Here is a 26,685-nt window from a genome sequence, read left to right on the forward strand (position 1 = left end):
TTATAACTAATTTACTTAATTAATAGTATATGTCTTCTCAAAGTAATTATAGTATTCTGTAAAATAGATTTTTTGAAGTACTCTCATGCGGAAGCAGAAGTTTATTAAGTACTTCTGAAACTTTTGTGTAGTAATCATTGCCAACGATACGACCATTATAAGCGTTTATGGCTTCTTTGTTTGAACGATGTTTTTTATAACAGTTCCATAAAATCCCAGAAGCCACATTAAGGTTTGTCTGCTCATTTAAAAGATTATGGAGTGAAATTTTTAAGCTCTTTAGTACTTCCTTGTGAACATTGTTAATCTGCATTAGCCCAATATCAAAACTTGGATAATTGTTTTGATCTAAAAAACTAATTACCTGTTTTGCTTGAGTGATATCTTTGCTATAAATAGAAACCACTTTTGTATAAGTATTATATTTTATATTTCTGCTTTGAAGCATAAGATAGAGCATATCTGTCTGCACTCTATTTAATTTTTGATAGTTTACTGAGACTACCAGTGGATTATGATTACTCTCAACTTTTGAGATAGCATAAAGAAGTCTCGGATCTATTCCCTGAGAATTGCCTGTGCTCATCCATATATTTGTAGCAGCATGTAAACCTACTACCAAAACTATCCATAGTAACCAGATTATCTTCATTCCCTCAAATTCCTTGATGCAAAACTGCTAATAAAAATATTAAAGCAAAAATAATTCCCTTTTTTAAAATTTTAAAAAAACTATTTTTTTATGCTATTTTTTTGTAAGATTATTTCTATTTTTAGCACATAAACAAATAAAAAATGCCTAAGATAGTGTAAAAATTGCGATTATTATGATATTTGGAAAAAAATTAATTAAAGGGGAAGAGCTAAGGAAAAATCCTTAACTCATTTGAGCTGCAACTTCAGCAGCGAAGTCATCAACTTTTTTCTCAATTCCTTCACCTACTTCAAGACGAACGAAATCAACTATTTCAGCAGTTCCGCCAACCTCTTTTGCAGCGGCTTCAACAGCAGCTCCAACAGTTAGTTTATCGTTAAGGACATAAGTTTGATCAAGAAGCGCAAGTTCTTTATCAAGAGTTGTATTGTCGTCAATATAGCGAGCTAATTGACCTGGAACAATTTTATCCCAGATAGCTTCAGGTTTACCTTGAGCTTTTAGAGTCTCTTTGATAGCTGCTTCAGCTTTTGCTAAAACTACATCTGTTAATTGACACATAGAGATAAATTCTGGAACATTTTTAAGAGGTTTTTTCAGACGAGCTAGCTCTTCATTCTCTTTTTTAATTGTTTCAATTCTACCTATTGTCTCATTTTGAACATATTCCGCATCAAAATCTCTATAAGATAGAGTTTTTGGCTTCATTGCAGATGCATGCATAGCAACATTTTTAAGCATTGGTCTAAGAGCCTCAGCTGTTTTTTTGCTATCACATTTAGCAGATACGATAACTGCTATACGATTATTTGAGTGAATGTAGCCGTTAATTGCAACTGTTTCGTCATCTGCTTTAATAGTTTTAAAACGACGAAGTTCTATTTTCTCACCAATTTTTACAACTGCCTCACTAAAAAATGAGCCAAATGCTGTTGATTTTAAACTCTCAACATCAGCAGGTGAAGTAGAATAAATCTCCTCTGTTGTTTTTAAAACAAGGTTTTTAAAGCCATCATTTTGAGCAACAAAGTCAGTCTCAGAGTTGATTTCAACTACTGTAGCTTGAGAAAAATCATCAGCTATTTTAAAACCAACAAGACCCTCAGCAGCAACACGATCAGCTTTTTTAGCTGATTGTGCGATACCGCGCTCTTTTAACCAAGCAGTTGCTTTTTCCATATCTCCGTTACATTCAACTAAAGCTTTTTTACAGTCCATCATCGGCGCGTCAGTAGATGCGCGCAGATCTTTTACCATTGCTGCTGTAACTTCCATAATTATACTTCCTCTGTTTCGAAATCTTCTGCAGTTATAGCATCAGCATCTACAGTAGAAACTTCTTCAGAATCTTCAGCTACAATCTCGTCTCTTCCGCCACTTCTTAATGCTTTACCTTCATTAATAGCTTCTGTCATTTCACGGCAGAAAAGTTGGATAGAACGAATAGCATCGTCATTTCCAGGAATTGGGTAAGTAATTAAGTCTGGGTCACAGTTTGTATCAAGTGGAGCTACAACAGGAATGCCTAAACAACGAGCTTCTAAAACAGCAATATGCTCTTTAACAGCGTCCATAACGAAAAGCATATCAGGAAGTTTTTTCATATTACGGATACCACCGAAATAGCTCTCTAGCTTCTCTTTTTGGCGAGAAAGCATAAGTGCTTCTTTTTTAGTCAGAAGGTCAATTTGTCCATTCTCTTGCATCTCAGAGATAACATCAAGTTTACGGATAGATTTTTGAATAGTTGGAAAATTTGTAAGCATACCACCTAACCATCTGTTATCTACGTATGGCATTCCACATGCAATTGCTGCATCTCTAACAGAAGCGCGAGCTTGTTTTTTTGTACCAACAAAAAGAACTGTTTTACCCTCAGCAGCAGCGTCCATAACAATTGTGTATGTATTACGGAAATAACGAAGAGTTTTTTGTAAATCTATAATATAGATATTTTTACGAACACCAAAAATATATTTTTTCATTTTTGGATTCCAACGACGTGTTTGGTGTCCGAAGTGTACACCACACTCTAATAAGTCTTTCATAGTTACCATATAAGGTCCTTTAAAGGCATTTAAGCCAGGTTTTTACCAGTTATCTTTAGCAATGTCGAGCAATTATTCCTTAAAAAAGGAGCTGCACTGGTTTATTTGACACATGCTTGTTAATATTTTCTGAGCATTTAAGCAAAAGAAAAATCTGCGAATTATACTAAAAAATATATAAAATTTTGCTTTTTTGTATAATAATTTTGCTCTAAGAGCTACTAAATCTATTACAATTTTTTATATAAATTTATAATATTTTAAAAAAAATATCTATTTTTAATATGGTGCTAGCTCAATATTATAAACAAGCTTTAAGGAAATTAGCCTTGAAGTAATTTTAGCTTCTCTTCTACTGCTCTTACATGTTCTTTTACTTTTACATTTTTCCAAATAGCTTTTATAACGCCCTCTGGATTTATAATCAGGGTTGAGCGTACAATTCCCATGTACTCTTTGCCGTAATTTTTTTTCAATTGCCAAATACCATACTCTTTTAACATTGCACCACTCTCATCACTAAGAAGAGTGATACTTAAATCTTTTTTCTCTATAAAATCACGATGTTTTGCTGTGCTATCTGCACTAACACCTATTATTATTGCATTTATTGAGCTAAAATCAGGTGCAGCTTCACTGAAGTCACATGCTTCGGTTGTGCATCCTGGTGTGTTGTCTTTTGGGTAGAAGTAAAGAACTACCCACTTGCCTCTTAAATCTCTTAAGCATATCTCTACATCGTCTTGATTTGGCAGACAAAAATCTGGAGCTATATTATCTATTTGAACCATTTTATACCTTTATTTAAAATTATCTACTTCTTTACCATTTATCATAGTAGAAATTAAACCGTTCTCTTGTGTTGTATCGGCAATAATAACACCAGCTACATGTAGAAGAACAAAAATCATTATGATGTTAAAAGCAGCTTCATGTAGTTCTTTTATCTGTTTTGCTACCTCTTTTGCAAGCCCCAAATCTTGATAAAAATAGATTATAAATCCACTTATGCTCATGAATAAAACCGTTGTATAGAGTAGATAATATAAGCTTTTTACACCTTTTTTATGGAGTGATAGAGAGCTAAAACTCTCTCTTTTACTCTTATCTAAAAAGAAGAGTACAATTCTATAAATAACCAAGGCTACCAACGCATATCCTAAGATAATATGCCACTCCCACATGTTATCACGAATAGTTTTTGCCAATATTTTGGCATCTTCAATAGTTATATCTGTTCCCATATCAGCTAATTTTGCCATCAAAATTTCAGCGTTTGTCTTATAGCTTAAAAAAGTTTTACGCAAAAAGACAGTTCCTAAGAGACCAAGAATAACCGCTGCATGTAACCAATGCCAGATTCTAAAACCAAGTGTATATTTCATCTAAAACTCCTCTATTAATATACAAACATCAAGAAATAGACCCAAATTCCAGTTAATGAGGTAAGAACAACTCCAACAAATGTCAAAAATCCAATTTTTCTATGTTTGCCTAATTGTAACAGCTTTTTAGCCATAAAAATAGCGACACCCCAAAATAGCAGTGTAACCAAAGAGATGAATATATGAAAAATCAGAACAAAAAAGGCATAGTCGTGAGAGACATGACTATCTTTCATAAAAGAGTCAAAGCCTCCGCCAACTCTAACACCATACTCAAAATAAAAAAGGACGATAACAGAAAAAGCAAATATAAAAATCTGCAAATAGGAGTGAATCTTGTAGTGTTTATTCCTTGCAAAAGAGATTGCAGCAGCTAAGAGAAATGGCAGAAGTGCGACAATTAACGTTACTAAATCCATAAAAAATGGCGCTCTTGTTCCTAAAAAACCATCTTCGAACATATACGCTATCTGATTATTCACTTTTGTCTCTCTTGTTTTTTTGTACATAAGCATACCACGAAGCGAGTAAAAATAAAATGACAAGAGTTATTATAGTTATCTGCTTTAAATAACTCTCAAGAAGTTCCTGATTTTCTCCTATCATGTAGCCAAGTGCAACTAAAATCGCAGCCCAAATTCCAGCTCCAAGTGCTGTGTAAATTGAGAAAACAGCTAGATTCATACGGGCAAGCCCTGCGGGAATAGAGATAAGTTGACGAATTCCTGGAATTAGTCTTCCTATAAATGTAGATATATGCCCATGTTTAGCAAAATATTCATCCATCTTTTGCAGTGCACCTTCATTTATAAAGAGATATTTTCCATATTTTTTAAGAATTTTTCTACCAAGAAAGAGTGCAAGATAGTAGTTTGTAAATGCACCAGCCATTGAGCCACTTAGTGCACTAAACATAATCATCCATATATTCATCTCTCCCTTGGAAGCCAGATAACCTGCGGGAATGAGGATTATTTCACTAGGAAATGGGATAAATGAGCTCTCTATCGTCATAAGTATAAATATGCCAAGATAACCCCAATCAAAGATGAGTTCAACTAAAGCAGTAGCTGCTTCTCTAAGCATTTAAGCTCATCACTACATCTGTTATCATCTTCTTCGCTACATCTCTACTTGAGTACTCCATAAGTGCTTTACTTTTGTCGGCTAAGTTTTGAGGCAATATTGAGAGTAGAGTTGCTCTTAAATCCTCTTCTTCTCTTTGGCACCATCCAAGCTCGTTATCTACTATAAATTTTGCATTGTGGTATTGATGGTCTGAAGCTGCATGTGGAAATGGAATAAAAAATGAAGGCAAAGCATTTGCACATAACTCCCAAAGCGTACTGGCTCCCGAGCGGCTAACTGCCAAATCTGCCCTTGCCATAAGTGATGGCATCTCTTTTGTAAACCCACACAACTCAGCTTTAACTCCAAGCTCTTCATAAGCGCTTTTTACTCTCTCATAATCTCTCTCACCAGCTTGATGGATTATTTTCACACCTCTTGCTTCAAGCTCAAGTGCCACACTAAGAGCTAAATCATTAATAGCTTTTGCACCTTGTGAACCACCTAAAAAAATGACGCACTTTATCTCATCTCTTAGCCTTGCATTTTTAAAAAAAATATCTTTTACAGGGTAGCCTTTTATAGGGGACGCTTCATCATAAGCAGAGATAAATCTCGTTGCAAATGGTTTTAAAATAGAGTTTAATTTTCCATAAACTGCATTTTGTTCATGTATGAAGAGTGGGATAAGTCTGCTAAGTGATGCAAATGATGCAGCTGCTGCTGAGAATCCGCCTACACTGTAAGTAGCTTGAATATTATGTTTTTTAAGAATTGCTCTTGAGGCAAAAAAAGCACGCAAAACAAGCCAGAGAGCTTTTAATTTACCTAAACCTCTCTGGTTTACTACGCCTGTTGTTTGCAAAAAATAGACATGACTAAATTTAGAGTTTTGTTCAAAATATTTTCTATCTTGTCCACTTGTAGAACCTATAAATATAGCTTCATGCCCATCATTAGCACAAGCCTCCACTAAAGCTTCTGCTATCATCAAATGTCCGCCCGTTCCCCCACCAGTAATGCAAAGTCTCATCTTTTTTTAATCCATTTTTGCTTTTTTTGATATCATAAGAACCATTCCAATTCCAACAGAAGCTGCAAGTATTGTAGAGCCTCCATAGCTTAAAAATGGAACGGAGATACCTTTAATAGGAGTAATTCCACTAATCCCATACGCATTTACCAAAAATGCAAATGCAAGCAGAAGTCCTACTCCTAAACTAAAGAGGTAGTTTTTTGAATCCTTTGCTCTGTTTGCAATTTTAAAAATTCTCTGAAGCATTATCATAAAGAGTAGTACAACAATAAGTACACCAAAAAATCCAAACTCCTCAGCTAGCCCTGCTAAAACAAAGTCGGTGTGAACTTCACTTAAGAATCCAAGCTTAAAAGTTCCATTTGAAAGCCCTACTCCAAAAAATCCGCCATTATGGATTGCATTTAACGAGTGTCCTATCTGGTATGGCTCCACCTCGGTTGGAACTCTAAGTTGCGAAGCAATCGCTTCTGGAAAAATCTCTAAAATATTATTTTGCGCTAATGCCCACCACGATTTTATACGCAAAATTCTATGTTCTGCTGTAAAGATAAAAAAGAGAAAAAATAGAACTGCTCCAATAAGTAGAGTCAAGAAGAATCTAAAACTGCTTCCCGCAAACATCAACATAAATAAAAGAGTAAGCCCAAGTACCACAACTTGTCCCAAATCATTTTGGACAAAGGCTATAACAAACATTGCTCCGATAAAAACAATCCCATAAGGAGCAAATCTGATATACTCCTCTTTCACGCCCATACCGCCATGATGCCCCAATTTTCTTGAAAAACTCCATGCTAAAAAATATACAAACCCTATCTTAAAAAATTCAACTGGTGCAAGAGAAAAACCAAAAATTTTTATCCATCTTTTTGCACCTCCTACTGCTGAGACTAAAAATTCTGGCAAAAACGGCATTGCTATCATTAAAATAGCCGAACCGATAAAGAGAGAAAAGCCTATTGGGGAGAGGTGCTTATCAGGATCGCCTTGCGCAAGGAGCCAAATAACAAAAATACTTAAAAATCCAAAAATTGCCTGTCTTAGTGCAAAATGAAACTGATTAAGCTCAAAAAGAAGCGTTATATAGGCAGACAGAGAGTATGTAAGAACTACACTTATACCGATAAGAAGCGCTACAGCTGTAAAGAGTTTTCTATCTGCCATGTACTTTTTACTTTATTTTGTTGATTTTTAGAACAAACTCAACTTCTGCTTTAGATATATGCAACTCTTTAGATATAGTCTCTAAACCTACTCCCTGTTTATATAGTGAAATAATTTTTTCATCATCATTGCCATGGATAGATGCTGGGATAGAGATTTGCTTCACTCCGCTCTCCAACGAGGAGAGTCTTGATTCTATGTGCCCTTCTATCATGTGGATACTCTCTTCGAGTCTTTTTATTGAGACTGAAATAGGCTTTACCATGTCATAAACTGTTCTCTCAACCTCTTGATATATCTCTTCATCGCTCATTCTGCTACTGTTTTGTTTAATATTTGTCTGCGTATCGGTTAATTTTTTCTTAAGATAAAAAATTTCTTTATTTAGCTCTTCCGCAACCGTTGCAACAGAGCGAATATTTTTATTATACTGCGCATCTTTTGTAAAAACGTAATAGAGCAGATATAAAATCATAGCTGCCATAGCGACAACTAAATACTCTATATTTATTGACTCTAGTCTCACGCTTTACTCTCTTTTGCTTCACGAATCAACACTCTCTCTCTTGCCATCAAGTAAGCATTCCACTCTCTCTCATCACGCTCATGAATCTTTGTTATTTTTGCGAGTGAGCTATCAATAGCAGTAAAAAAAACTGCTATATCACGCTTTGGATGAATAGGCATAAGTACTCTTCCATAATATTCCATGCCCTCTTCTAAAACGTTATCTCTCATTTTGAAATGCTCAAATCCAATGGATTCTATCTCTGTTTCATTTGTAAGCGAAACCCTGCTCGGCTCTTCATTTTTTAAAAATTTCTCTAATAAATCGATTTTTCTATGAAGTTCAACAATAAGATTTAAAAGTACGGGGTCAGTGTCTGATGTATCGCCTTTGCCACGTGCCAATTTTAGCCATTGATTTATCGGATCTTCATCGCTCTCACCTAGCTTATCAAACTCTCTTAAATAAGACTGAGTATCTTGTGCAAGAGGGCTAAAAACTATATTTATTGGTGCTTTTACCAAACGGACGCTCATCCTAAAACCTTATCCATCACAATTAAAATAAAAAAGAGTATGCCAAGATAACCATTTACTGTAAAAAAAGCTCTATCTATTTTTGTAAAATCTTTTCTCACTAAATAGTGCTCATATCCAAGCATAAACATACTAAGAATGATTGCATTATATGCAAAAAAACCAAGCCCTGCAACCCAAACAAAAAGAGCCCAAAAGAGTATGGCAAGAGCATGAAATAGCGCAGAAAGCAGAAGTGTTGCTTCTTCTCCGTACTTTGATGGAATAGAGTGAAGCCCCTTTTCTTTATCGAAATCTATATCTTGCAAAGAGTACAAAAGGTCAAACCCAGCAACCCAAAACATCACTCCAAAACTAAGTAAAACAGACCATGGAGTTATCTCTGCACTCACAGCTACAACACCAGCAATTGGAGCAAGACCTAAAGAGAGTCCTAAAATAACATGTGCTAAAGAGGAGAATCTCTTAAAGTATGAGTAACTGCCCAAAATAAAGAGAATCGGAAAACTAAGATAAAAAGCAAGAGGGTTGATAAGATATGCTACCGCTATAAAAACAAAACCATTTATCGCAGTAAAGAGAAATATACTAGTAGAATCAAGTCTTCCATCTACATTTGGTCTTGAAGCTGTTCGTGGATTCTGTGCATCTATATCTCTATCTGCAAATCTGTTGAGTCCCATAGCAAAGTTTCTAGCACTAAGAGCTGCGAATACTCCCAAGATTAAAAGAGTAAATCCAAACCAGCCATCAGCTGCAACTATCATAGCTATAAAAATAAAAGGCAACGAAAAGATAGAGTGTTCGAACATTACTAGTTCGTTAAAATCTTTAAGTTTATCTATATAACGTTTCAAATCCAACCTTGAGCTTTTTTTGTTTTATTTTACCCAAAGTTGATTTAAATATTGATATAATTTTTTTTATGACTCAACTAGCAATTATTGGCGCAACAGCATCTGGAAAAAGTGATTTGGCGATTAAAATCGCAAAGAAAATCGATGCTTATATACTCTCAATTGATTCACTCAGTATCTATAAAGAGATTGATATAGTCTCCGCAAAGCCATCAAAAAAAGAGCTAGAAGATATAAAACATTTTGGGATTGATTTCCTACATGTAGATGATTACTTTAGTGTAGATATATTTATAAATCTCTATAAAGAAGTTTTGCAAATATGTAAAGAGCAGAAGAAAAATCTCATAATTGTAGGTGGTACCTCTTTTTATCTAAAGTCCTTGATAGAGGGTCTCTCAGCTATTCCAAAAATATCAAAAGAGCAAGAGTTACATGTAGAGATAAAGCTTAAAAATCTACAACAATGTTATGATTTTTTATACTCCCTTGATAGAGAATATATGAAAAACATCTCTGCAAAAGACAGCTACAGAATAGAAAAAGCGCTTCTTCTACATGTAGGCTCCTCCCTTACACCAAGTGAGTGGTTTAGGCAAAATCCTCCAATACCAGTAATAAAAAATATAGATATTTTTAATATTGATGTTAGTAGAGATATTTTAAGAGAGCGAATTTTAAACCGTACAAAAAAGATGCTAGATTTAGGGCTTATTGATGAAGTCTGCCACTTAGAGAAAAAGTACACCAGACTTCCCCACGCTATGAACTCCATTGGCATAGTTGAGACTCTAGAGTATATAGATGGTTTTATATCAAAAGATGAGATGATAGAGAAAATTTCTACTCACACTGCACAGCTTGCAAAAAGACAGCAGACTTTTAACCGTACTCAGTTTGACACTATAAGAAGTGCGCCACTTGAAAAATTAGAGGATATTATCCTCTCTACTTTAGCTTAGCCTACAAATCCGCTCCAAAGCCCCTCAAAAAAGTTGCCGGCATTCTCCCCAAGAGTTTGAGTTCGGTACCCGCCCTCTTGAACTACTAGAGTTTGAATTTTAAGTGCTCCGATAAGACGTCCCATCTCTTTAAAATCTTTGGCTTCATTTGACCATGTTCCTGTCGGGTCTGATTTAGCGGTGTCAAGTCCTAAACAGATGACAAGATAAGATGGTGTGAATTTACTAATCTGCTTTAGTGCGCTTATAAGAGTACGGCGATACTGCTCAGGAGTAGTGTTTTGTGCCAACGGATAATTTATATTGAACCCTTCGCCCTCTTTTTCTCCGCACTCATCTTTAAAGCCTGCAAAATGGGGATATGCGAACTTAGGATCACCGTGAATAGAGATTGTCAAAACATCTCTGCGCTCATAAAAGATATCCTGCGTTCCGTTTCCATGATGAAAATCAACATCTAAAACTGCCACTTTTCCAAATGAGCTAAGATGATGAGCCGCTACCGCAGCCGAATTAAAATAGCAAAATCCACCCAAAGTACGACGCTCTGCATGATGCCCCGGAGGTCTAACCAATGCATAGGCTATATGAGTACCGTTAATAACTGCGTCAGCTGCCGTTACTGCACAGTCAACCGCTCCTCTTGCCGCTTTGTAAGCGTTTGCATTAAGCGGGGTGAAAGTGTCCAGTGCATAATATCCGACTTGTAACTCAATATCTTTAGGCGGTCTCGCCATATTTCTAAGCGGAAAAACAATCGGGTAAATTGATTTTCCAGGTTCTATTATTTCACATGCTCGGCGAAGATAGTCAACATAAGCACCTAAATGCACCTGTTTTAAGAGTTTATCGCTTACATGTTTAGGTTGGATTCGTAAAAATAACCCTGTTTTGTCCAGTGCTTCAAGTATGATAGGAATCCTAACAGGAGCCTCTACATAACCCAGTTCTTGAACATGATGAATATCATGCCCCTCATTTACGACTAAAATTATCTTTTCTCTCTCTTTTAACGCCACTTTTGATGTAACAGGCTTACGTATATATTTTGGTGCACGACAGATAAAATACTCATCTTTAAATGAGCGTACAACTTCGCTTATCTGAGATTTTGAGATTAAATCGCCGTACTTGCGCTCTAAAATGGCTCTAACTATTTTGTGTCCTAATTTTAAATCTATGGGCTTTTCTTGTCCAAGAGTATCCATCATAAGATAGTATAAATCCTGATCGCCGACATTAACAGGAGATGCATAAATATTGTTGATGATTGGATATACGCCGTAGCGTTCATAAAATTTCATTCTGGCAATATTTTGTTTGAGTATAGTTTCATCACTTATGATGGTAGAATCATCTACCGCACATTCAAAAAAAAGCCCTCTTACTCCAAGAAGCAGACACTCTTCTCTAATATACTCATATAACGCACTGCCTATTCCGCCGCCTGTTTTTCCAGGTGCCGTTGAGATAAGTTCAAGGTAAGCTATCTTGATATCTGGCATATGAAGAAGCATCGCAAATGCTTTAACTTTGCCAAGACTGTTTTCAACTACAAAAAGGATGGATCTGTAGTTGTACTTCATAGGATCATTTAGTTGCAATGAAATTTTAACAAGCTCCTCTTTTCTAGCAGAGGGAAATTGCTTTTTCAGTATCTCACGAACCTGTTCTATAGTGTCACGATTGCTGATGGAAGTGTTATCGAGGATTTTTCTAATTCTAAACATCAATGTCTCATCTCATTTGCGAAAATATAACATTGTAGCTTAACTCTGCTGATAAATAATTCTAAAAACAGTCTCTATAATCTCTAATTACTATTTATATTTTTAGCACTTTTTGCAAGCCCTGCCCAAGCTGAAGTTGGGTCTATATCTATCGCTTCTTGATACGCTTTTTTGGACTCATCATCTCTCCAGAGTCTCTCTAGGACACTTCCAAGGAGATATTTCTGTCTTGAGATATTATTTTTACTAAGTGTTACATCATCAAGTAGTTTTATAACTTCAAGAGCTTTATTGTAGTTCTCTTTTTGTATGTAGGCTTCATATAGTGTAAACTCAACATAAGGAGTTTGTGGTCTTGAAGCTGATGTTTTTTGAATATTTAAAACTTTATCACCATATTCAATAACTAGATTTGTATCTTTCGTCTGACTTCCAACTCCCATAACTGCAACATATCTATCTATATCTATATAATTTTCACCATAGATATTTATAAGTTTTGCGATTGATTCAATCATCTTTTGGCTATTTTCTAGTCTCTGATATGTGTCAAAGAGATTTCTATAAACATCTCTGTAAGGGGACTCTTTATCTTCGTCTATTAGTATTATGAGCTCTTTTGAAGCCTCTATAACATTGCTATAGTTACCAGTTGCAAAATCTATCTTGATATATCTGTATAGCCATTTTTTTCTAAGTTCTAAATCTTTAGATTTTATATTTCTATTCGCCATCTTTTTAGCAAGCTCAAAATCGCCTCCCTTCATGGCACACTCATATATACCATCATCCCACTGGCTTGAGAGTTCAATGTTATATTTAGATGAGATAAGAAGTACCTTGTTACACTCTTTTTCTTTTAATGATAACTCCATAGTACCAATAGCTGCATCTGTTATTAGTTCAGGCACATCACCATACTCTACTTTGTCTAATTTTGCAATTTTTTCTTCAAGAGAGAGAGCTTCTTTAAACATCTTCTGCGCTATTAGAAGCTTTACCTTTTCATAAAGTGCCTTGTCACCTATTCTATCTCCAGTGTACTCATCTATCAACTTATTATATGTATCAAACTTATTTGTTGTGTTATCATCATTTACATCAAAAAAGAGTGAATCTTTTGCAATTTTTACATCTGAGAGATAGATGCCATCAGGAAATTTTTCTACATATATATTTAGTGCAACTAGAGCATCTTTTTTCTTAGCTGATTGACTAAGCCAGATACCTACATTTTTTACAAGTTCTTCATACTCATCTTCCGTAGCTTCCATATTTTCATAAAGTGCTTTTGCTATTGTAGCAGCTGTTATAAAGTCATTGTTGTCTAAAAAATCATACATCATACTTGTTGAATCGACTTTGTCTTCAATAAAGTAGCTAGGTTTTACCAGAGCTATTTTTTCTATATGTTTTGCTGCTTCACTCATCTTTGCACTTGCAATTAATACTCTGCTTAACTTAAATGCTGCGACTACTGCAATATCTATATTGTCTGTTTCGCTCAACGCTTTTTCATATAATACTTGAGCCTTTGAATTGTTACCAGATTTCTCTAGAACCTCTGCCATATAGATATATCCCCATTTTGCATAAATAGAGTCATAATGCTCACTAAAGAGCCTGTCATAAAAATACTCTGCATCACTATTTAATCCGATTTTATTGTAAGCTCTTGCAATTAGGGAGAGTACTTCAGCAACATTTTCATCAGATGAGTAATCTCTTAAGTAATCTTTTGCAACTTCTACAAGCTTATCATTATCATTTAGTTTTGCGTGTGATCTAATCTTATAAAAAAGTAGTTCTGCTCTAAATAGCGAGGTAGGATACTCTTTAATAACATCATTACATAAATCAAGTGCAAACTCATAATTTTTGTCTTCATACAATTTTTTTATTTTTATATACTCTGTTGCATCGCCTACTCTTTTAATATGTACTGGATTTCCCTTGATATCTAAACTTCCAACATATGGGAATTTTTCTACATGTGATGTATATGGAATGTTTATGGAGAGAGGATTTTTTTTATTTTTTTGTATATATGGAATATCATCTTTATATCCAACTATCATCCAATGTCCAGATAGTTCTACATTTGCATTAAAGAGTGTCTCCTCTTTTGTCAAATTAAAAACTATAGGATAAAGCTTCATTTTTTGAAATGGTTTGATTATCAAGAAAAAGGTATTTTTTTTTACTTCACTCTCAATTTCAAAAAAACTATTTTGAATTTTTTCTATCTTTTGTGATGGAAGCTTGGAAAAAGCACAAACAATTTTTGTTACATTCTCAAAATCATCTTTAAACTCTTGACATAAAAACTTATCATTATGATTTAGATGAAGTGTAGAATAGGCTTGATGACTCTCTTTTGCACTTTGAAGAGATATCTCAAGAGCAAAAATCTTTAAAGCAAAAAGGAGAAGGAGTACTATTTTAAACAAATGCTCCCTCCTCCTTTATATAAAAAATATATTCTATTAATATCCGCTATTATATACAAAGAGCGTAACAAACTCTATGAGCTGATTTACTGCGACAAAAGCAAAAATAGTTCCTATAGCAGCAATACCAATAATTGTTTTAAGCGGAAGTGTTGCGTTTGCACTATATACATGTCCATTGTTTTCTACAACTGGATCTTTCATAAACATGTAAACTATCAGTTTTAGGTAGTAGTAACCTGCGATTGCTGAGTTAAGAGCCATAATTAGAGCTAAAACTGTGTAGCCACCAGTAATAGCAGAACTCATGAGATACATCTTGCCCCAAAATAGAGCAAATGGTGGAATACCTGCCAAACTTAGCATAAATAGAGCCATAATAGAAGCTGCAACTGGCGATGTTTTAACCATACCAGCAAACTTATCATAACTATGATCTGATTGTTGATGAGCAGGAAGGTTTTTTTGTCTGCTTATCCAAAGCATAGAGAATGACCCTAAATTAGTAAAACTAAAGAGTATCCAATACAAAAATAGTGCACTATTTGATTGTGTAGTGCCTATTAGTATCGCAGCCATTACAAAACCAGCATGTGATATTGAGCTATATGCCAGCATTCTTTTAACATCGCTTTGAACAAGTGCCCAGATGTTTGCCATAGTCATAGTTACTACAACACCCATATATAAAATAACCTCTAACCAAACAACCCCACTGTGAATTAAAAATTCAAAGAGTCTCATGGCTACTATAAATGCAGCTATCTTTGGAACAATTGACATATAACCAGCTAGTGCAGCTGAACTGCCCTCATAAACATCTGGCGTCCATGTATGAAATGGAACCATTGAGAGCTTAAAGCCAAACGCCGCAAGTAAAAAGACAACTCCTACAAGAACAAAGCCTATGTCCGCATAGTTGTTAGCTGTTAGAACTGTTGCAATTTGATTGATTTCAACTGAACCAGTAAGAGCATAAAAGACCATTGAACCGAAGCTGAAAAATCCAGCAGCAAGTGCACCCATTGTAAAGTATTTTACAGCTGCTTCAAATGACTTATCGCGATTGTGCATTGCTATTAGAGTGTAGAGTGCTAGTGAAGCTGTCTCTAAACCAACAAATATCAAAATTAAGTTATCTGTTGAAACCATAAATTGGAAGCCTGCAATCATAAACAAAAAGAGTGCGAAAAATTCAGGATATGAGAATTCGTGAAATCTCTTATGTGTAAGTGCTAATGGTATAAAGAGCATAGAAGCCCCAACGATAATAAACTGAGAGAGTATTGCCAAACCATCAATAAGCATCATATCAAATACGCCCATGATTGTTCCATTATTAGCAAATACGCCAGCAGAATCTACTAGTGCAACAAAATCAACTCCCAATATTAGAAGGCTTAGCATTACATACAAAGACTTATCTTGCTCACTCTTAAATAGATCTATAACTATAATAAAAAGTGCGCCAATAATTGGAATCAACATTGGCACAAGAGTCATTAGATTTAATGACTCAATTGATACATTTACAGGTGATAACATTAGTGTGCCTCCCTTTGCGATTTACTAATAAGCTCCATCTCTTTATTGACATTTGGTATTCTTAATTTTGCCTCTTGCGTTAAAGATTTCTCATGCATTAAAGTAACAACTCCCTCAACGCTTTTGTTTATTGGCTCTAAAATTGGTTTTGGATAGATTCCAAGCCAGATAGTAATAATCGTTAGTGGAATAAGTGCTAAGAGCTCTCTTTTGTTTATATCTGGGAGATTTCTGTTCTCCTCATGAGTCACAACTCCAAAGAACATCTTTTTATATGCAGATAACATGTAGATTGCACCAACTATAATTGCAGTCCCTGCAAGGAGTGTTAAGATGTGTGACTGCTTGTAAAAGCCGAGTAAACTTAAAAACTCTCCAACAAAGTTTATAGTAAGAGGCAGACCCACAGAAGCCATAAGCATAATTCCAAAGATGGTTGCATAACGAGGCATAACCGAAGCTAAACCGCCAAATTCACTCATTAGTTTTGTATGTCTTCTGTCATAAATTACACCGACAAGGAAAAAGAGCGCACCAGAGACTACTCCATGAGCTATCATTAAAAAGATTGAACCTGTAATACCCTCAACGTTAAGTGCAAACGTTCCCAAAATAATTACACCCATGTGTGATACAGATGAGTAAGCAACAACCTGTTTAATATCTTTTTGCGCATAAGCAACCATTGCAGTATATATAATCATAATAATTGCTAAAACTGCTATTGGATACATAAAGTAAACTGACGCATCTGGAAAAAGTGGCAAAGAGAAGCGAATAAACGCATACGTACCCATTTTAAGAAGTATTGCCGCAAGTATTACTGAACCAATAGTAGGTGCCTGACCGTGAGCGTATGGTAGCCACGTATGGAATGGAAACATTGGAACTTTGATAGCAAAACCAAAGAAAAAAGCAATAAAGAGCCAATTTTGAAATGATTCTGGAAGTATCAGACGGTACCAGTCAAGAAGTGCAAAACTCCACTCTCCTGTTGCTTGATAGTAAAAATATGCCATAAATAGCATACCTACTAACATGACAAGCGAGCCTGCAAATGTATATAGGAAAAATTTAACTGAAGCATAAATTCTAAGCGGTCCACCCCACGCACCAATAATATATAACATTGGTACAAGAGACAACTCCCAAAAGAGATAAAATACAATAGCATCAAGTGCAACAAAGACACCAACCATAGTCATCTGCAAGAACAGAAGCGTAATAATTAGGTTTTTAATATCTTTCATCTCTCCAAGTGAAGCAATTCCTATCATCGTAAAGAACGCCGCTAGTATGATAATAAACAGAGAGATTCCATCAACACCAACTATATAGTTGATACCAAAAGCTGGAACTAATGCAATCTGTTCCATAAACTGCATACCAGATAGAGTAGAATCAAATGCAAACCATAGCCACATAGCAAGTCCAAACTCAATTGTAGCAACAGCTACACCATAAGAGCGTATGCTGTTTTTGTTAACTACAAACCCAAGAATACCTGCTAAGGCTGGGAAGAAAATTAAAATCGATAATATATGATCTAGCATACGTTAAACTCCTAAACCTGAGAGAATTGTCTTAATTTCTCCAGAATATCTAGCCGCTAGTCCAAAAACTACAGCTAGTGATAGTAAAGCAACAGTTCCTGCTACCATCCATTTTAGCATGGTAGAAAGATTTCCACTCTGCATAACTCTTGTTGTATTTCCTGTTTTATAAAGTATATTTGCCATACCATCAACAGTTCCATCTACAATTTTTTGGTCTATTTTTGTCCAGAAAACTTCTGATAGCTCTCTATATGCCTTAACTATATACTGTTCATAAAAATATGGGATGTAGTATTGGTTAATAAGAAGTTTATATACAAAACTATTCTCCATTTTAGAAGTTCCATCTGGTACTTTTATATCTTTTTTTGTATATTTTTTATATGCATAAAAAATTGCCAAGGCAACAAGAAGTTGAGTTCCTATTGTCATAATCCAGTAAGTTGCAGCAGAGTGAACATGGTACTCAGTAGAAGGTAAAAGCTGCGTAACCATCTCGAAATATCCAGCTTTGAATGCTCCTGCAATAATTGCTAAAAGAAGAAGTGGACTCATAGCTATTAACATAAACTTGTACGCTTCATGTGGATGAATACCAAATAGTTTGTATCTCTCCTCTCCGTGGAATATTAGTGCAACAAGTCTAAATGAGTAAAATGCTGTAAGCGCTGCAGTAAATAGAAGCACTGCGTAGATTACATAGTGATGATTAACAAAAGCTACTTCCAAAATTAAATCTTTTGAGAAGAATCCAGCTAGCGGAAAGATTCCAGCGAGTGCCACTGAAGCTATGGTCATCATTAAAAATGTGCCCTTCATTACCTTGTTTAATCCACCCATTTTAAACGGATCCAACTCATCATGCATAGCATGCATAACATTTCCTGCACCCAAGAATAGAAGCGCTTTAAAGAATGCGTGAGCCATAAGGTGAAAAAGTGCTACCCAATAAGCTCCAAGCCCAGCAGCAGCAAACATATAACCTAGCTGTGAGAGTGTAGAGTATGCAATAACTCTTTTCATATCACGATTAACTAACGCCATAGATGCTGCAAAAAGAGCAACAAATGCTCCAAGACTTGCAATAAATAGCCCTACATTAGGGATTAGCTCATAAAGAGGGCTTGAGCGAACTACCAAATAAACACCAGCTGTAACCATAGTTGCTGCGTGAATTAGCGCTGATACTGGAGTTGGTCCCTCCATAGCATCTGCTAACCAAGTGTGAAGTGGAAACTGTGCAGATTTACCCATAGCTCCAATAAATAAGAAGATTCCTATCCATGTAATAGTAGCAGTATCAAGTGATGGCATTGCTGCAAAAGCACCATCATATTGTAGTGTCCCTGTGTTCCAGTAAACCAAGAAGATGCCAATTAACATCCCAAGGTCAGCAATACGATTCATGATAAACGCTTCATTAGCTGCCCAAGACGCACTCTCTTTGTGATACCAAAAACCAATTAGTAACCATGAACAAAGCCCTACACCTTCCCAACCGATAAAGAGACCTGCAAAGTTATCACTCATAACAAGTATCATCATAGAGAAAACAAAAGCAGAAAGGTAAGAGAAGAATCTGTTAAAGCCTTTATCATGGTCCATATAACCAATAGCGTAAACATGAACAACAGTTGAAACCAATGTTACAACCATCATCATAACCACGCTTACCTGATCAACTACAAAGCCAAAAGGAATATATAAATCTCCCGTAGCCATCCATGTCATCATCTCTACATGTAGCGTATGTCCTGTTGTAAATACTAATATTAGTAAAATAGTACTGCTAATAAGAGATACCCCAAGAAGCGCACTAGGTACAATTCCAGCTATTTTTGTCTTTGGTGAAGCCCCAAAAAGTGCTGCAAACAAAGAACCAACAAGTGGTGAGAAAAGTGCTGTATATAAAAATAGTTCCATATCTTATCCTCTCATCGTTGACATATTGTCAAGGTCAATATTGTTATGTTTTTTATGCCATACAATTAAAAGCCCAAGCCCTACAGCAACCTCTGATGCAGCAATTGCTATTACAAAAAATGCAAACATCTGTCCAGTCAAATCACCATAATAGTGTGAGATTGCAGCAAAAGAGATATTTACTGAATTTAGGAGTATCTCAGTTGCAAAAAAGAGCATAAGTAGATTTTTTCTTCTCATAACCCCAACTAAACCTATAGCAAAAAGTATAGTTGAGAGTACAAGATAGTGATTTAATCCAATTTCCATCATAGGTTCACCTTTTTATCTTCTTCTTTCATCGCCATAAGCTCAGAATCACTCATAAGAGTAAGAGAGAGATCCATCTTCTTTCCTGCAAGAACGATTCCAGCAATCATTGCCACTAACAACATTACTGCGGCTACTTCAAAAGGTACAAGATACTTTGTAAAAAGCACCATACCAACTTCTTGAACATTCCCCACACCCTCACTCATAGGATAGAGCGCTTCTATATTGCTTCCTACTATTGGAGCTGCAACGATAATAACTACCATAAGTGCCGCTAAAGAGCTAAGACCGATAACTATCGCTTTATTTCCCTGCTTCTCTTTTACCTCTCTTGTTGTATCAAAGAACATCATACCAAAAGCATAAAGCGCCATAACAGCACCAGAGTAAACAACTATTTGGACTGCACCCAAAAAGTCAGCACCTAAGATAAAGAAAAACGCCGATATAAAAATCATTCCAGCTGCAAGTGCTGAGAGGGCATATAACGCTTGTGACGTTGTTACCGCAATATAGAACATTGCAATTGTTAAAAAAGCGAAAAGATAAAATGCTATTGCTTCAAACATAACCAAACTCCTTAATAAGCTAGAGGTGTTTTTTTAACACGCTCATCTTCATGTGGTGTAATTGCACCAAAACCTTCAAACTCTTTTTGAGTTCCTGCTTTCATCTTATCAAGAGGAGTGAGCATATCTTGGTACATTATAAAGTGCTCTCTTTGATCACTTGCATTCTCATACTCTCCACCATGGGTAATTGCAAGTTCTGGGCAAACTTCAGCGCAGTATCCACAAAAAATACAACGACCCAGATTGATACTGTATTCTGTTACCTCTTTACGAGAATTTTCATCTAATTTTGTATCAATTCTAATACAGTTAGATATACAAATCTTCTCACAAAGCCCACACCCAATACATCTCTCAGTGTCTGATTCCCAAAGTCTCTTCATCTCATGAACAGCTCTGTATCTTGGACCTATTGGCATCTTCTCAAGAGGATACTGAATCGTGTGAATATCAAATCTTATCATCTCACGAAGAACTACCCAAAGACCAACAAACAACTCACCTCTGATTGCTCTTCTTAGCGTTCTTGTAAATTTGCCCCAGCCATCAGTTGGATAAGGGGCAATATCTACCATGTAGTACTCACTACTTAATTCAGTTACATTTCTATTATTAAAATGTTCTTCTATATGTTCATTATGCATCTCTTCCCCTTACATCATTACAATAGCTGTGATAACTATATTTATCAATGCTATTGGCATTAAAACTTTCCAACACAACCACATCAATTGATCTGGTCTGATATCTGGCCAAGCCGCTCTTGTCCATAGGAAGAAGAAGAAGAAAAATGCGACTTTAGCTAGTAACCCAAGTGCTCCCAAGAGGCTTCCATCTCCATATCCACCTAAGAAAAGAAGTGAAATTACAAAAGAGATAAAGAACATATTTGCATACTCACCGATGAAGAAAAGTCCCCATCTCATACCAGAGTACTCTGTTCCAAATCCATCAATAATCTCATGGTCATTTGCTATTAAGTGGAATGGTGTTCTTCCTGTCTCAGCAAAAGCTGCTATCCAAAACAGAATAAACGCAACTGGTTGAGTCCACACTATCCAACTTGTAATTCCAGCTGATTGATACTCATTAAAATCAATCAGTGACAAAGAGCCAACCATCATAATAGGCGCTAAAATAGAGAGTCCAGTAACTACCTCATAAGAGATAAATACAGCTGCGCCCCTTGCCGCTGAGATAAGTGAGAACTTATTTGCAGAAGCCATACCACCAAGAAGCGGACCATAAAGACCAACTCCCATGATTCCTAGTATGTATAAGATACCAATATTTATGTCTGATACTATTGGATGGACTTCGTATCCAAAAATTGTAAAAGATGGTAAAAATGGAATTGCAGCAGCTGCCATAAAAGCTGTTGCTGCTGTAATTACTGGTGCAATTTTAAAGATTCTCCCCACAACATTTGTAGGAACAATATCCTCTTTTGTGAAGAGTTTGATACCATCAGCTGCAACTTGCAACAATCCAAAAGGACCAACGTTTACAGGTCCAAGACGGCGCTGCATAAATGCAAGAACCTTTCTCTCAAAGTAGGTTCCAATCCCAGCTAATGCTGAGAATATCAGTACAATAACGACGATTTTTATTATCGTCTCTATAAAATATGACGCTTCCATATATTACACCCTTTCAATCGAAGCTGTTGCAAAGCGGTATGAGCTAAACAGCGCCTCTGAATTTAATTTAGAATCAAAAGTCGGCAGAACTATAATATCCCCGCTTATTTTGTTATCACTAACTATGCTTGCTACAAGTTCACCGTTCGCACTCTTAACTCTCACGGTCTCTCCTTCATTAAAATCAGATTTAGCCAAGAACTCTTCACTCATATAAACACCACTTACCTCATCAAGATTTGTAGTTTTATGCGTAAATGGAGTGAACTGTCTAACTGGATTTGCCAGATAAATCAGAGTTCCCTCAAGTTTTGTATCACTAAATTTCTCAACACTCTCATCACCACATGTAGATACTGCAATATTTTCAAGCAGGTATCCACGACACTCTGTGCCATCATTCTCATAATGGTTTGGTAACTCATCAAAATCTTTTGAGATAAACCCGCTTTTTGTTGGAAGCATTTTTGTATATTCTATTACATGTTGTGCATCAAAACCTAACGCATTTGCAATATCATTAAGTTCATATCCATTATAACCAATAGCCGCATTTGTCGGGTTTACTCTTTTATTTATGCTTGTTAGAGTTCCCTCTTGTTGATTGATTGCAGGCATATCCAAATCTCCATCGCCTAAAGCTGAGAGTGTAAAGTCTGCTTTAGTGTTGTAACCAATAGCATAAGAGCCAATTTCATCATCAAGTTCACAAATAAGTGCTACTCCAAGAGAGTTCGTAAGAGTAGGAATCATTGTTACTTCAAATGCACTATATTTCTCTATCAATGCCAATAAGCGAGCAAGATTTTTTGAGTTTGGATGTGTATATAAATCTGGTCCAGCAATTAGAGAGAAACTATCTTTTTTAGCCAAGTTTTTTTCTAACTCTTCCATAAAGTTCTCTTTAGCGCCTAAAATCTCTAAAAGGGCGTTTTCATCAACTTCAACCTCTTTAGAGATTTTTTTAGGAACCATTTTTTTCTTCTCTTCTTCAACCTCTTCTTCTTCGCCACTCTCTTCATTTTTCTTCATAACTTTAACTATTTCAGTAATCTCTTCTTTGATTATCTCTTCAACAGTTATAGTTTTTTTCGAGTGAAATGATGCTAAGTACTCAACTATCTCAGATGGAAGTTTCTCTTTATCTGCAAATAAATCAAGGATTAGATAAAGGACAACTTCTTCTTGAAGTGGAGCATGATACATAGTCATTATACTTTTGCCAAGCCCCTCAATTACTGGGTCTTTTAGAGGATGAAAATATAATCCAGCACCTTTATTTACAGTCATAGAGTTATTTAGAGCATATCTCGCATTTGGGTTATCGCTCTTTAGAGCTGTTCCCACTGAGATAACAAAGTTTACATTATGAGTTGCTTCTAAGTCATAACCATAAAGTTTAGTACCACTAATTTCGCTGTAACTGTTTAAGAATCTCTGAAGCGCTTTTGCCTCTTTGTTTACAAGTTTATAGCCAAATTTCTCTTTAAGAGCTTGAAGAAGGTAAGCTTCTTCGTTTGTAATAGTTGAAGTAAATTTTAGAGTATCCGCTTTTTTAAATGCTTCTACTGCTTTTTTAAATGCTACTTCATCTTTAGCGTCCACTACATTTTGATAGTCAAAACCGTATCTTCCAGCGCCGCAAAGTGCAACATAGTTCCACTCATTCATAACACGATAAATTTTTGCCTCTGTGTTATCAATGCTTGTATGTTTTACATCATAACTTATTTGGCATCCCGCAGAACAGTGTCCACAAGTTGCAGGAATCTGCTTTAATTCCCACGCATTAGATTTGTATATAAAGTGTGTGTCAACAAGAGCGCCAACAGGACAAACAGCAGCACACTCGCCACAACTTGTACAATCAAGCATCTCTTCGCCGCTTGTAAGCCCAATAAGAGATTTGTTGAGTTTATTCCACATCGCATAAGCGTCTTTTGGCATACTCTCTTTATACTCAGCTTCAAGTGCATCAGCACCACGCGCAACTGTTTTTAGAGCGTTATCGCCTATCATATCTTTACATGTAGTTACACATCTCTCGCATACGATACAAAGACCTGGGTTGTAGTGGATATGACCCCAATCTATATCTTTTCTATTGACATCTTTAACTGCATAGTGTTGAGCATCAACGCCCATCTCTAAAGTGTAATTTTGAAGTTCACACTCGCCAGACTGATCGCAAACACCACACTCAAGAGGATGATTAACATCATACACTTCCATGATAGCACGGCGCTCTTTTATGATATTTTCAGTAGAAGTAACAACGCTCATACCCTCTTTAGACTTTGCATTACATGCATATACCTGTTTGCCATCAGCCTCAACTAAACATAATCTACACGCAAGTGTAGGGCTACATCTAGTTAGATAGCAAATCGCTGGTATAAAGATATCATTGGCACGAGCGGCATTTAAAATATATTCACCCTCTTGTGTCTGTATCTCTCTTCCATCAATGTTTATTGTAATTTTACTCATTACACTACTCTCACTATTTTGGATTTTTCAAATCTGTATCTACTAGCATCTACACTAATATCAAATGTAGGATTTAGAGCTACAGTTCCTTTTAGCTCATTATCTACTCTAAACTCTCTTGTAATTTTTGTAGAGCCATAACTTATCTCAACTCTATCCCCATCACTTATCTTAGCAGCAACTGCAAACTGCGCAGAACCTCTTAAGAGGTTCTCTTTAGGGAGTTGCTTGGTTTTTGCCGTATAGTTGTTAAACTGAAGCACTGGGTCACACTGATAGATTATAGTTCCATTAAATTCAGGCATATCGTCAAGCTCTTGGATTTTGCCATCAACTCTGCACTCAACTTCATCAAGGATATAGCCTCTGTTATCTTCGCCAAGAGGAGATAAAAAGTTTTCTAAATCATCAAAAGCTATAGCTTTAAATCCAGAACTGACGCTTAACTCTTTTGTATAATCAATTGTCTCATCTTTAATTATATCAAATGCTTTTGCAATATCATTTAGAGTATATCCATCAAAAGTTAGCGCAACATTTGTAGGAAGCACTCTATTGTCTATGCTAACAAATGTTCCCTCTTGTTGATTAAGGGCTGCAATAGCCAAATCTGCGCCTTCAAGTGAAGAGATAACAAAAGAGCCTTTTGCGTTATAACCAACAACATCAGATATATTTTCATCAACATTCAAAGAGTTTATAAGTGAGACACCAAGAGTATTCACTTCACGAGGAACAACAACTAAAGAGAAATCACTATACTTTTCAATAAGCGCTGCTAATTTTGCAATGTTGTTTGAGCGCTCATGAGCAATAAGATCATTTCCTATAACAAGAGTACGTCTAGTCGCTCTTGCAAAAGATTTCATCATCTGCGAGAACTCTTCTTCACCGATATTTGTCTCAGCATAGATATATCCCAAGTCCAACTCATCAAAAAATGCTCTCTCATCATCATCCAATTGCGCATCACTTAAAAGAGCGTTTGCCAAAAGTGCCATTACACCCTCTTCAGTGCCTACTTCATGCTTCATCATCTGAGTTATAACATTTTGCATTAAAGTATCTTCCATTGGATGTGTATATACTATCTTTGCACCGTTATGCTTTGAAGCTGTTGTAAGCGCATATCTAACACCTGGATTATCGGTTGCGATTCTGCTTCCAATTACCACAACGGCATCTGATTGTTTTATTGCATCAAGAGAGCCACTGTGGTGAAGTTTTCCACTTACAGAGCTGTATGAGCGCATAAATGAAGCGAACTTTCTTGCATCCTCATTGAAGAGTTTTATCCCAAGTTTTGCTTTTAAAAGCTCCAGTATATGAGCCTCTTCGTTTGTTATCATAGAAGAGAAGCGAATTGCTTTTGCACTTTTTATTGCTTCTATAGCTTTATTAAACGCACCTTCGTCTCTTTTAGCCTTGTTGTCAAAGTCAAAACCAAAGCGCCCTGCTCCACAAAGAGATGTAAATTCAAAGTTATTTTTTACTCTGTATATCTCATCATCTCCATTTATAGAGCTGTGTCTTGTCTCATACTCTAGCGGACATCCAGCTGAGCAGTGAGCACATGTAGAAGGTACACGCTCTAGCTCCCACGCATTTGCTCTGTATCTAAAACTACTACTTGTAAGTGCTCCAACTGGGCAAACTGCAATACACTCTCCACAAAAAGTACAATCTAAGAGTTCAGAGTTTTTTGGAACGATTATAGAGTTATAACCACCAACTTTTATCTCAATAGCATCATCTCCGATAACTTCATTACATACATGTACACACTTTTCACACATAATACAAAGAGATGCCTCGTAATCTATGAGTCCCCAATGCTTTATTGGACGGAGCTGATCACGAGCTGAGAAATCTTGATGACCTACGTTAAACTCTAAAGTTTTGTTTTGAAGGTCGCAATCTCCAGATTTATCGCAAACACCACACTCTAATGGATGATTTACATCATAGAGCTTCATAATGTTTACTCTCTCATGATTTAGCGCTGCACTCTGTGTTGTTATCTCTACACCCTCAACTGGTGGTGTGTTACAACTAAGCACAAATCCATCCATACCACTAGCCTCTACAACGCACATACGACAAGATGCACATGGTGTAGTCTTAGATATATAACACATTGTAGGAATATAAATTCCATTTTTGCGAGCAACGTTTAGTATAGTCTCGCCTCTTGAAGCAACGACTGAGACACCATTAATTTTAAAATTAATCTCTTTTTTCATCT

Annotated in this window: 24 protein-coding genes; 1 reads left to right on the forward strand and 23 read right to left on the reverse strand. The window is 35.9% G+C overall.

Features of this window, described 5'->3' with window-relative positions; all coding sequences use genetic code 11:
* Positions 1–46: 46 nt before the first annotated feature.
* The 12 genes from SUDEN_RS11125 to mqnP all read right to left on the reverse strand — a co-directional run bounded on the left by SUDEN_RS11125 (position 47) and on the right by mqnP (position 9,260).
* A complete protein-coding gene (locus SUDEN_RS11125) occupies positions 47–652 on the reverse strand; it encodes a transglycosylase SLT domain-containing protein (protein ID WP_011373414.1) in 606 nt (201 codons plus the stop codon).
* Positions 653–877: 225 nt separating this feature from the next.
* Positions 878–1,930 (reverse strand): translation elongation factor Ts, encoded by a 1,053-nt coding sequence (gene tsf / locus SUDEN_RS09365; protein ID WP_011373415.1) that lies wholly within the window; start codon positions 1,928–1,930, stop codon positions 878–880.
* A 2-nt stretch (positions 1,931–1,932) separates the two neighbouring features.
* Positions 1,933–2,712, reverse strand: a complete 780-nt coding sequence (gene rpsB / locus SUDEN_RS09370) for a 30S ribosomal protein S2 (protein WP_011373416.1) — start codon at positions 2,710–2,712, stop codon at positions 1,933–1,935.
* A 314-nt stretch (positions 2,713–3,026) separates the two neighbouring features.
* Positions 3,027–3,494: a peroxiredoxin gene (locus SUDEN_RS09375; protein WP_011373417.1), complete on the reverse strand. Its 468-nt coding sequence runs from the start codon at positions 3,492–3,494 to the stop codon at positions 3,027–3,029.
* Positions 3,495–3,503: 9 nt separating this feature from the next.
* Complete coding sequence (locus tag SUDEN_RS09380; protein WP_011373418.1) at positions 3,504–4,088, reverse strand: cytochrome b/b6 domain-containing protein; 585 nt, start codon at positions 4,086–4,088, stop codon at positions 3,504–3,506.
* Between the two features lie 14 nt (positions 4,089–4,102).
* Positions 4,103–4,570: a DUF420 domain-containing protein gene (locus SUDEN_RS09385; RefSeq protein ID WP_011373419.1), complete on the reverse strand. Its 468-nt coding sequence runs from the start codon at positions 4,568–4,570 to the stop codon at positions 4,103–4,105.
* Entirely contained in the window at positions 4,563–5,174 is a 612-nt protein-coding gene (locus SUDEN_RS09390) for a DedA family protein (RefSeq protein WP_011373420.1), read from the reverse strand. Before SUDEN_RS09390 ends, SUDEN_RS09385 begins: the two co-directional genes overlap by 8 nt.
* Positions 5,167–6,189, reverse strand: a complete 1,023-nt coding sequence (gene murG / locus SUDEN_RS09395) for an undecaprenyldiphospho-muramoylpentapeptide beta-N-acetylglucosaminyltransferase (protein WP_011373421.1) — start codon at positions 6,187–6,189, stop codon at positions 5,167–5,169. The genes SUDEN_RS09390 and murG overlap by 8 nt, the downstream gene beginning before the upstream one ends.
* Positions 6,190–6,195: 6 nt before the next feature.
* On the reverse strand, positions 6,196–7,359 hold the full coding sequence (locus tag SUDEN_RS09400; protein WP_011373422.1) for an FtsW/RodA/SpoVE family cell cycle protein: 1,164 nt from the start codon (positions 7,357–7,359) through the stop codon (positions 6,196–6,198).
* A 7-nt stretch (positions 7,360–7,366) separates the two neighbouring features.
* The gene (locus SUDEN_RS09405; RefSeq protein ID WP_011373423.1) at positions 7,367–7,885 is read right to left on the reverse strand and encodes a DUF6115 domain-containing protein; all 519 of its coding nucleotides are present in this window, start codon (positions 7,883–7,885) and stop codon (positions 7,367–7,369) included.
* Entirely contained in the window at positions 7,882–8,403 is a 522-nt protein-coding gene (locus SUDEN_RS09410) for a hypothetical protein (protein WP_011373424.1), read from the reverse strand. The genes SUDEN_RS09405 and SUDEN_RS09410 overlap by 4 nt, the downstream gene beginning before the upstream one ends.
* Entirely contained in the window at positions 8,400–9,260 is an 861-nt protein-coding gene (mqnP, locus tag SUDEN_RS09415) for a menaquinone biosynthesis prenyltransferase MqnP (protein ID WP_011373425.1), read from the reverse strand. The genes SUDEN_RS09410 and mqnP overlap by 4 nt, the downstream gene beginning before the upstream one ends.
* A 68-nt stretch (positions 9,261–9,328) precedes the next feature.
* Here mqnP and miaA point away from each other — a divergent pair, with 68 nt between their 5' ends.
* Positions 9,329–10,222 carry a tRNA (adenosine(37)-N6)-dimethylallyltransferase MiaA gene (gene miaA, locus SUDEN_RS09420; protein WP_041672565.1) on the forward strand — a complete coding sequence of 298 codons (894 nt, stop codon included), beginning with the start codon at positions 9,329–9,331 and terminating at the stop codon, positions 10,220–10,222.
* Here miaA and SUDEN_RS09425 read toward each other — a convergent pair.
* The 11 genes from SUDEN_RS09425 to SUDEN_RS09475 form a co-directional block, all read right to left on the reverse strand.
* Complete coding sequence (locus SUDEN_RS09425; protein WP_011373427.1) at positions 10,219–11,952, reverse strand: histone deacetylase family protein; 1,734 nt, start codon at positions 11,950–11,952, stop codon at positions 10,219–10,221. The genes miaA and SUDEN_RS09425 overlap by 4 nt on opposite strands.
* An 83-nt stretch (positions 11,953–12,035) precedes the next feature.
* Positions 12,036–14,402 (reverse strand): tetratricopeptide repeat protein, encoded by a 2,367-nt coding sequence (locus SUDEN_RS09430; RefSeq protein WP_011373428.1) that lies wholly within the window; start codon positions 14,400–14,402, stop codon positions 12,036–12,038.
* Between the two features lie 36 nt (positions 14,403–14,438).
* A complete protein-coding gene (nuoN, locus tag SUDEN_RS09435) occupies positions 14,439–15,947 on the reverse strand; it encodes an NADH-quinone oxidoreductase subunit NuoN (protein ID WP_011373429.1) in 1,509 nt (502 codons plus the stop codon).
* Positions 15,947–17,500, reverse strand: a complete 1,554-nt coding sequence (locus tag SUDEN_RS09440) for an NADH-quinone oxidoreductase subunit M (RefSeq protein ID WP_011373430.1) — start codon at positions 17,498–17,500, stop codon at positions 15,947–15,949. Before SUDEN_RS09440 ends, nuoN begins: the two co-directional genes overlap by 1 nt.
* A 3-nt stretch (positions 17,501–17,503) precedes the next feature.
* On the reverse strand, positions 17,504–19,426 hold the full coding sequence (gene nuoL / locus SUDEN_RS09445; protein WP_011373431.1) for an NADH-quinone oxidoreductase subunit L: 1,923 nt from the start codon (positions 19,424–19,426) through the stop codon (positions 17,504–17,506).
* A 3-nt stretch (positions 19,427–19,429) separates the two neighbouring features.
* Positions 19,430–19,738 (reverse strand): NADH-quinone oxidoreductase subunit NuoK, encoded by a 309-nt coding sequence (gene nuoK / locus SUDEN_RS09450; protein ID WP_011373432.1) that lies wholly within the window; start codon positions 19,736–19,738, stop codon positions 19,430–19,432.
* Complete coding sequence (locus tag SUDEN_RS09455) at positions 19,735–20,307, reverse strand: NADH-quinone oxidoreductase subunit J (RefSeq protein ID WP_011373433.1); 573 nt, start codon at positions 20,305–20,307, stop codon at positions 19,735–19,737. Before SUDEN_RS09455 ends, nuoK begins: the two co-directional genes overlap by 4 nt.
* Before the next feature lie 11 nt (positions 20,308–20,318).
* Positions 20,319–20,954, reverse strand: coding sequence for an NADH-quinone oxidoreductase subunit NuoI (nuoI, locus tag SUDEN_RS09460; RefSeq protein WP_011373434.1), 636 nt, complete (start codon positions 20,952–20,954; stop codon positions 20,319–20,321).
* Between the two features lie 9 nt (positions 20,955–20,963).
* The gene (nuoH, locus tag SUDEN_RS09465) at positions 20,964–21,950 is read right to left on the reverse strand and encodes an NADH-quinone oxidoreductase subunit NuoH (RefSeq protein WP_011373435.1); all 987 of its coding nucleotides are present in this window, start codon (positions 21,948–21,950) and stop codon (positions 20,964–20,966) included.
* A 3-nt stretch (positions 21,951–21,953) separates the two neighbouring features.
* Entirely contained in the window at positions 21,954–24,440 is a 2,487-nt protein-coding gene (locus SUDEN_RS09470; protein WP_011373436.1) for an NADH-quinone oxidoreductase subunit G, read from the reverse strand.
* Positions 24,440–26,683 (reverse strand): NADH-quinone oxidoreductase subunit G, encoded by a 2,244-nt coding sequence (locus SUDEN_RS09475; protein ID WP_041672314.1) that lies wholly within the window; start codon positions 26,681–26,683, stop codon positions 24,440–24,442. The genes SUDEN_RS09470 and SUDEN_RS09475 overlap by 1 nt, the downstream gene beginning before the upstream one ends.
* Between the last annotated feature and the right edge of the window lie 2 nt (positions 26,684–26,685).

This window comes from Sulfurimonas denitrificans DSM 1251, from assembly GCF_000012965.1.
GTDB lineage: Bacteria > Campylobacterota > Campylobacteria > Campylobacterales > Sulfurimonadaceae > Sulfurimonas > Sulfurimonas denitrificans.

Coding starts and splice junctions, on each gene's coding strand:
- SUDEN_RS11125 (WP_011373414.1), bottom strand. CDS start 652: ATGAAGATAATCTGGTTACTATGGATAGTTTTGGTAGTAGGTTTACAT.
- tsf (WP_011373415.1), bottom strand. CDS start 1,930: ATGGAAGTTACAGCAGCAATGGTAAAAGATCTGCGCGCATCTACTGAC.
- rpsB (WP_011373416.1), bottom strand. CDS start 2,712: ATGGTAACTATGAAAGACTTATTAGAGTGTGGTGTACACTTCGGACAC.
- SUDEN_RS09375 (WP_011373417.1), bottom strand. CDS start 3,494: ATGGTTCAAATAGATAATATAGCTCCAGATTTTTGTCTGCCAAATCAA.
- SUDEN_RS09380 (WP_011373418.1), bottom strand. CDS start 4,088: ATGAAATATACACTTGGTTTTAGAATCTGGCATTGGTTACATGCAGCG.
- SUDEN_RS09390 (WP_011373420.1), bottom strand. CDS start 5,174: ATGCTTAGAGAAGCAGCTACTGCTTTAGTTGAACTCATCTTTGATTGG.
- murG (WP_011373421.1), bottom strand. CDS start 6,189: ATGAGACTTTGCATTACTGGTGGGGGAACGGGCGGACATTTGATGATA.
- SUDEN_RS09400 (WP_011373422.1), bottom strand. CDS start 7,359: ATGGCAGATAGAAAACTCTTTACAGCTGTAGCGCTTCTTATCGGTATA.
- SUDEN_RS09410 (WP_011373424.1), bottom strand. CDS start 8,403: ATGAGCGTCCGTTTGGTAAAAGCACCAATAAATATAGTTTTTAGCCCT.
- miaA (WP_041672565.1), top strand. CDS start 9,329: ATGACTCAACTAGCAATTATTGGCGCAACAGCATCTGGAAAAAGTGAT.
- SUDEN_RS09425 (WP_011373427.1), bottom strand. CDS start 11,952: ATGTTTAGAATTAGAAAAATCCTCGATAACACTTCCATCAGCAATCGT.
- nuoN (WP_011373429.1), bottom strand. CDS start 15,947: ATGTTATCACCTGTAAATGTATCAATTGAGTCATTAAATCTAATGACT.
- SUDEN_RS09440 (WP_011373430.1), bottom strand. CDS start 17,500: ATGCTAGATCATATATTATCGATTTTAATTTTCTTCCCAGCCTTAGCA.
- nuoL (WP_011373431.1), bottom strand. CDS start 19,426: ATGGAACTATTTTTATATACAGCACTTTTCTCACCACTTGTTGGTTCT.
- nuoK (WP_011373432.1), bottom strand. CDS start 19,738: ATGATGGAAATTGGATTAAATCACTATCTTGTACTCTCAACTATACTT.
- SUDEN_RS09455 (WP_011373433.1), bottom strand. CDS start 20,307: ATGTTTGAAGCAATAGCATTTTATCTTTTCGCTTTTTTAACAATTGCA.
- nuoI (WP_011373434.1), bottom strand. CDS start 20,954: ATGCATAATGAACATATAGAAGAACATTTTAATAATAGAAATGTAACT.
- nuoH (WP_011373435.1), bottom strand. CDS start 21,950: ATGGAAGCGTCATATTTTATAGAGACGATAATAAAAATCGTCGTTATT.
- SUDEN_RS09470 (WP_011373436.1), bottom strand. CDS start 24,440: ATGAGTAAAATTACAATAAACATTGATGGAAGAGAGATACAGACACAA.
- SUDEN_RS09475 (WP_041672314.1), bottom strand. CDS start 26,683: ATGAAAAAAGAGATTAATTTTAAAATTAATGGTGTCTCAGTCGTTGCT.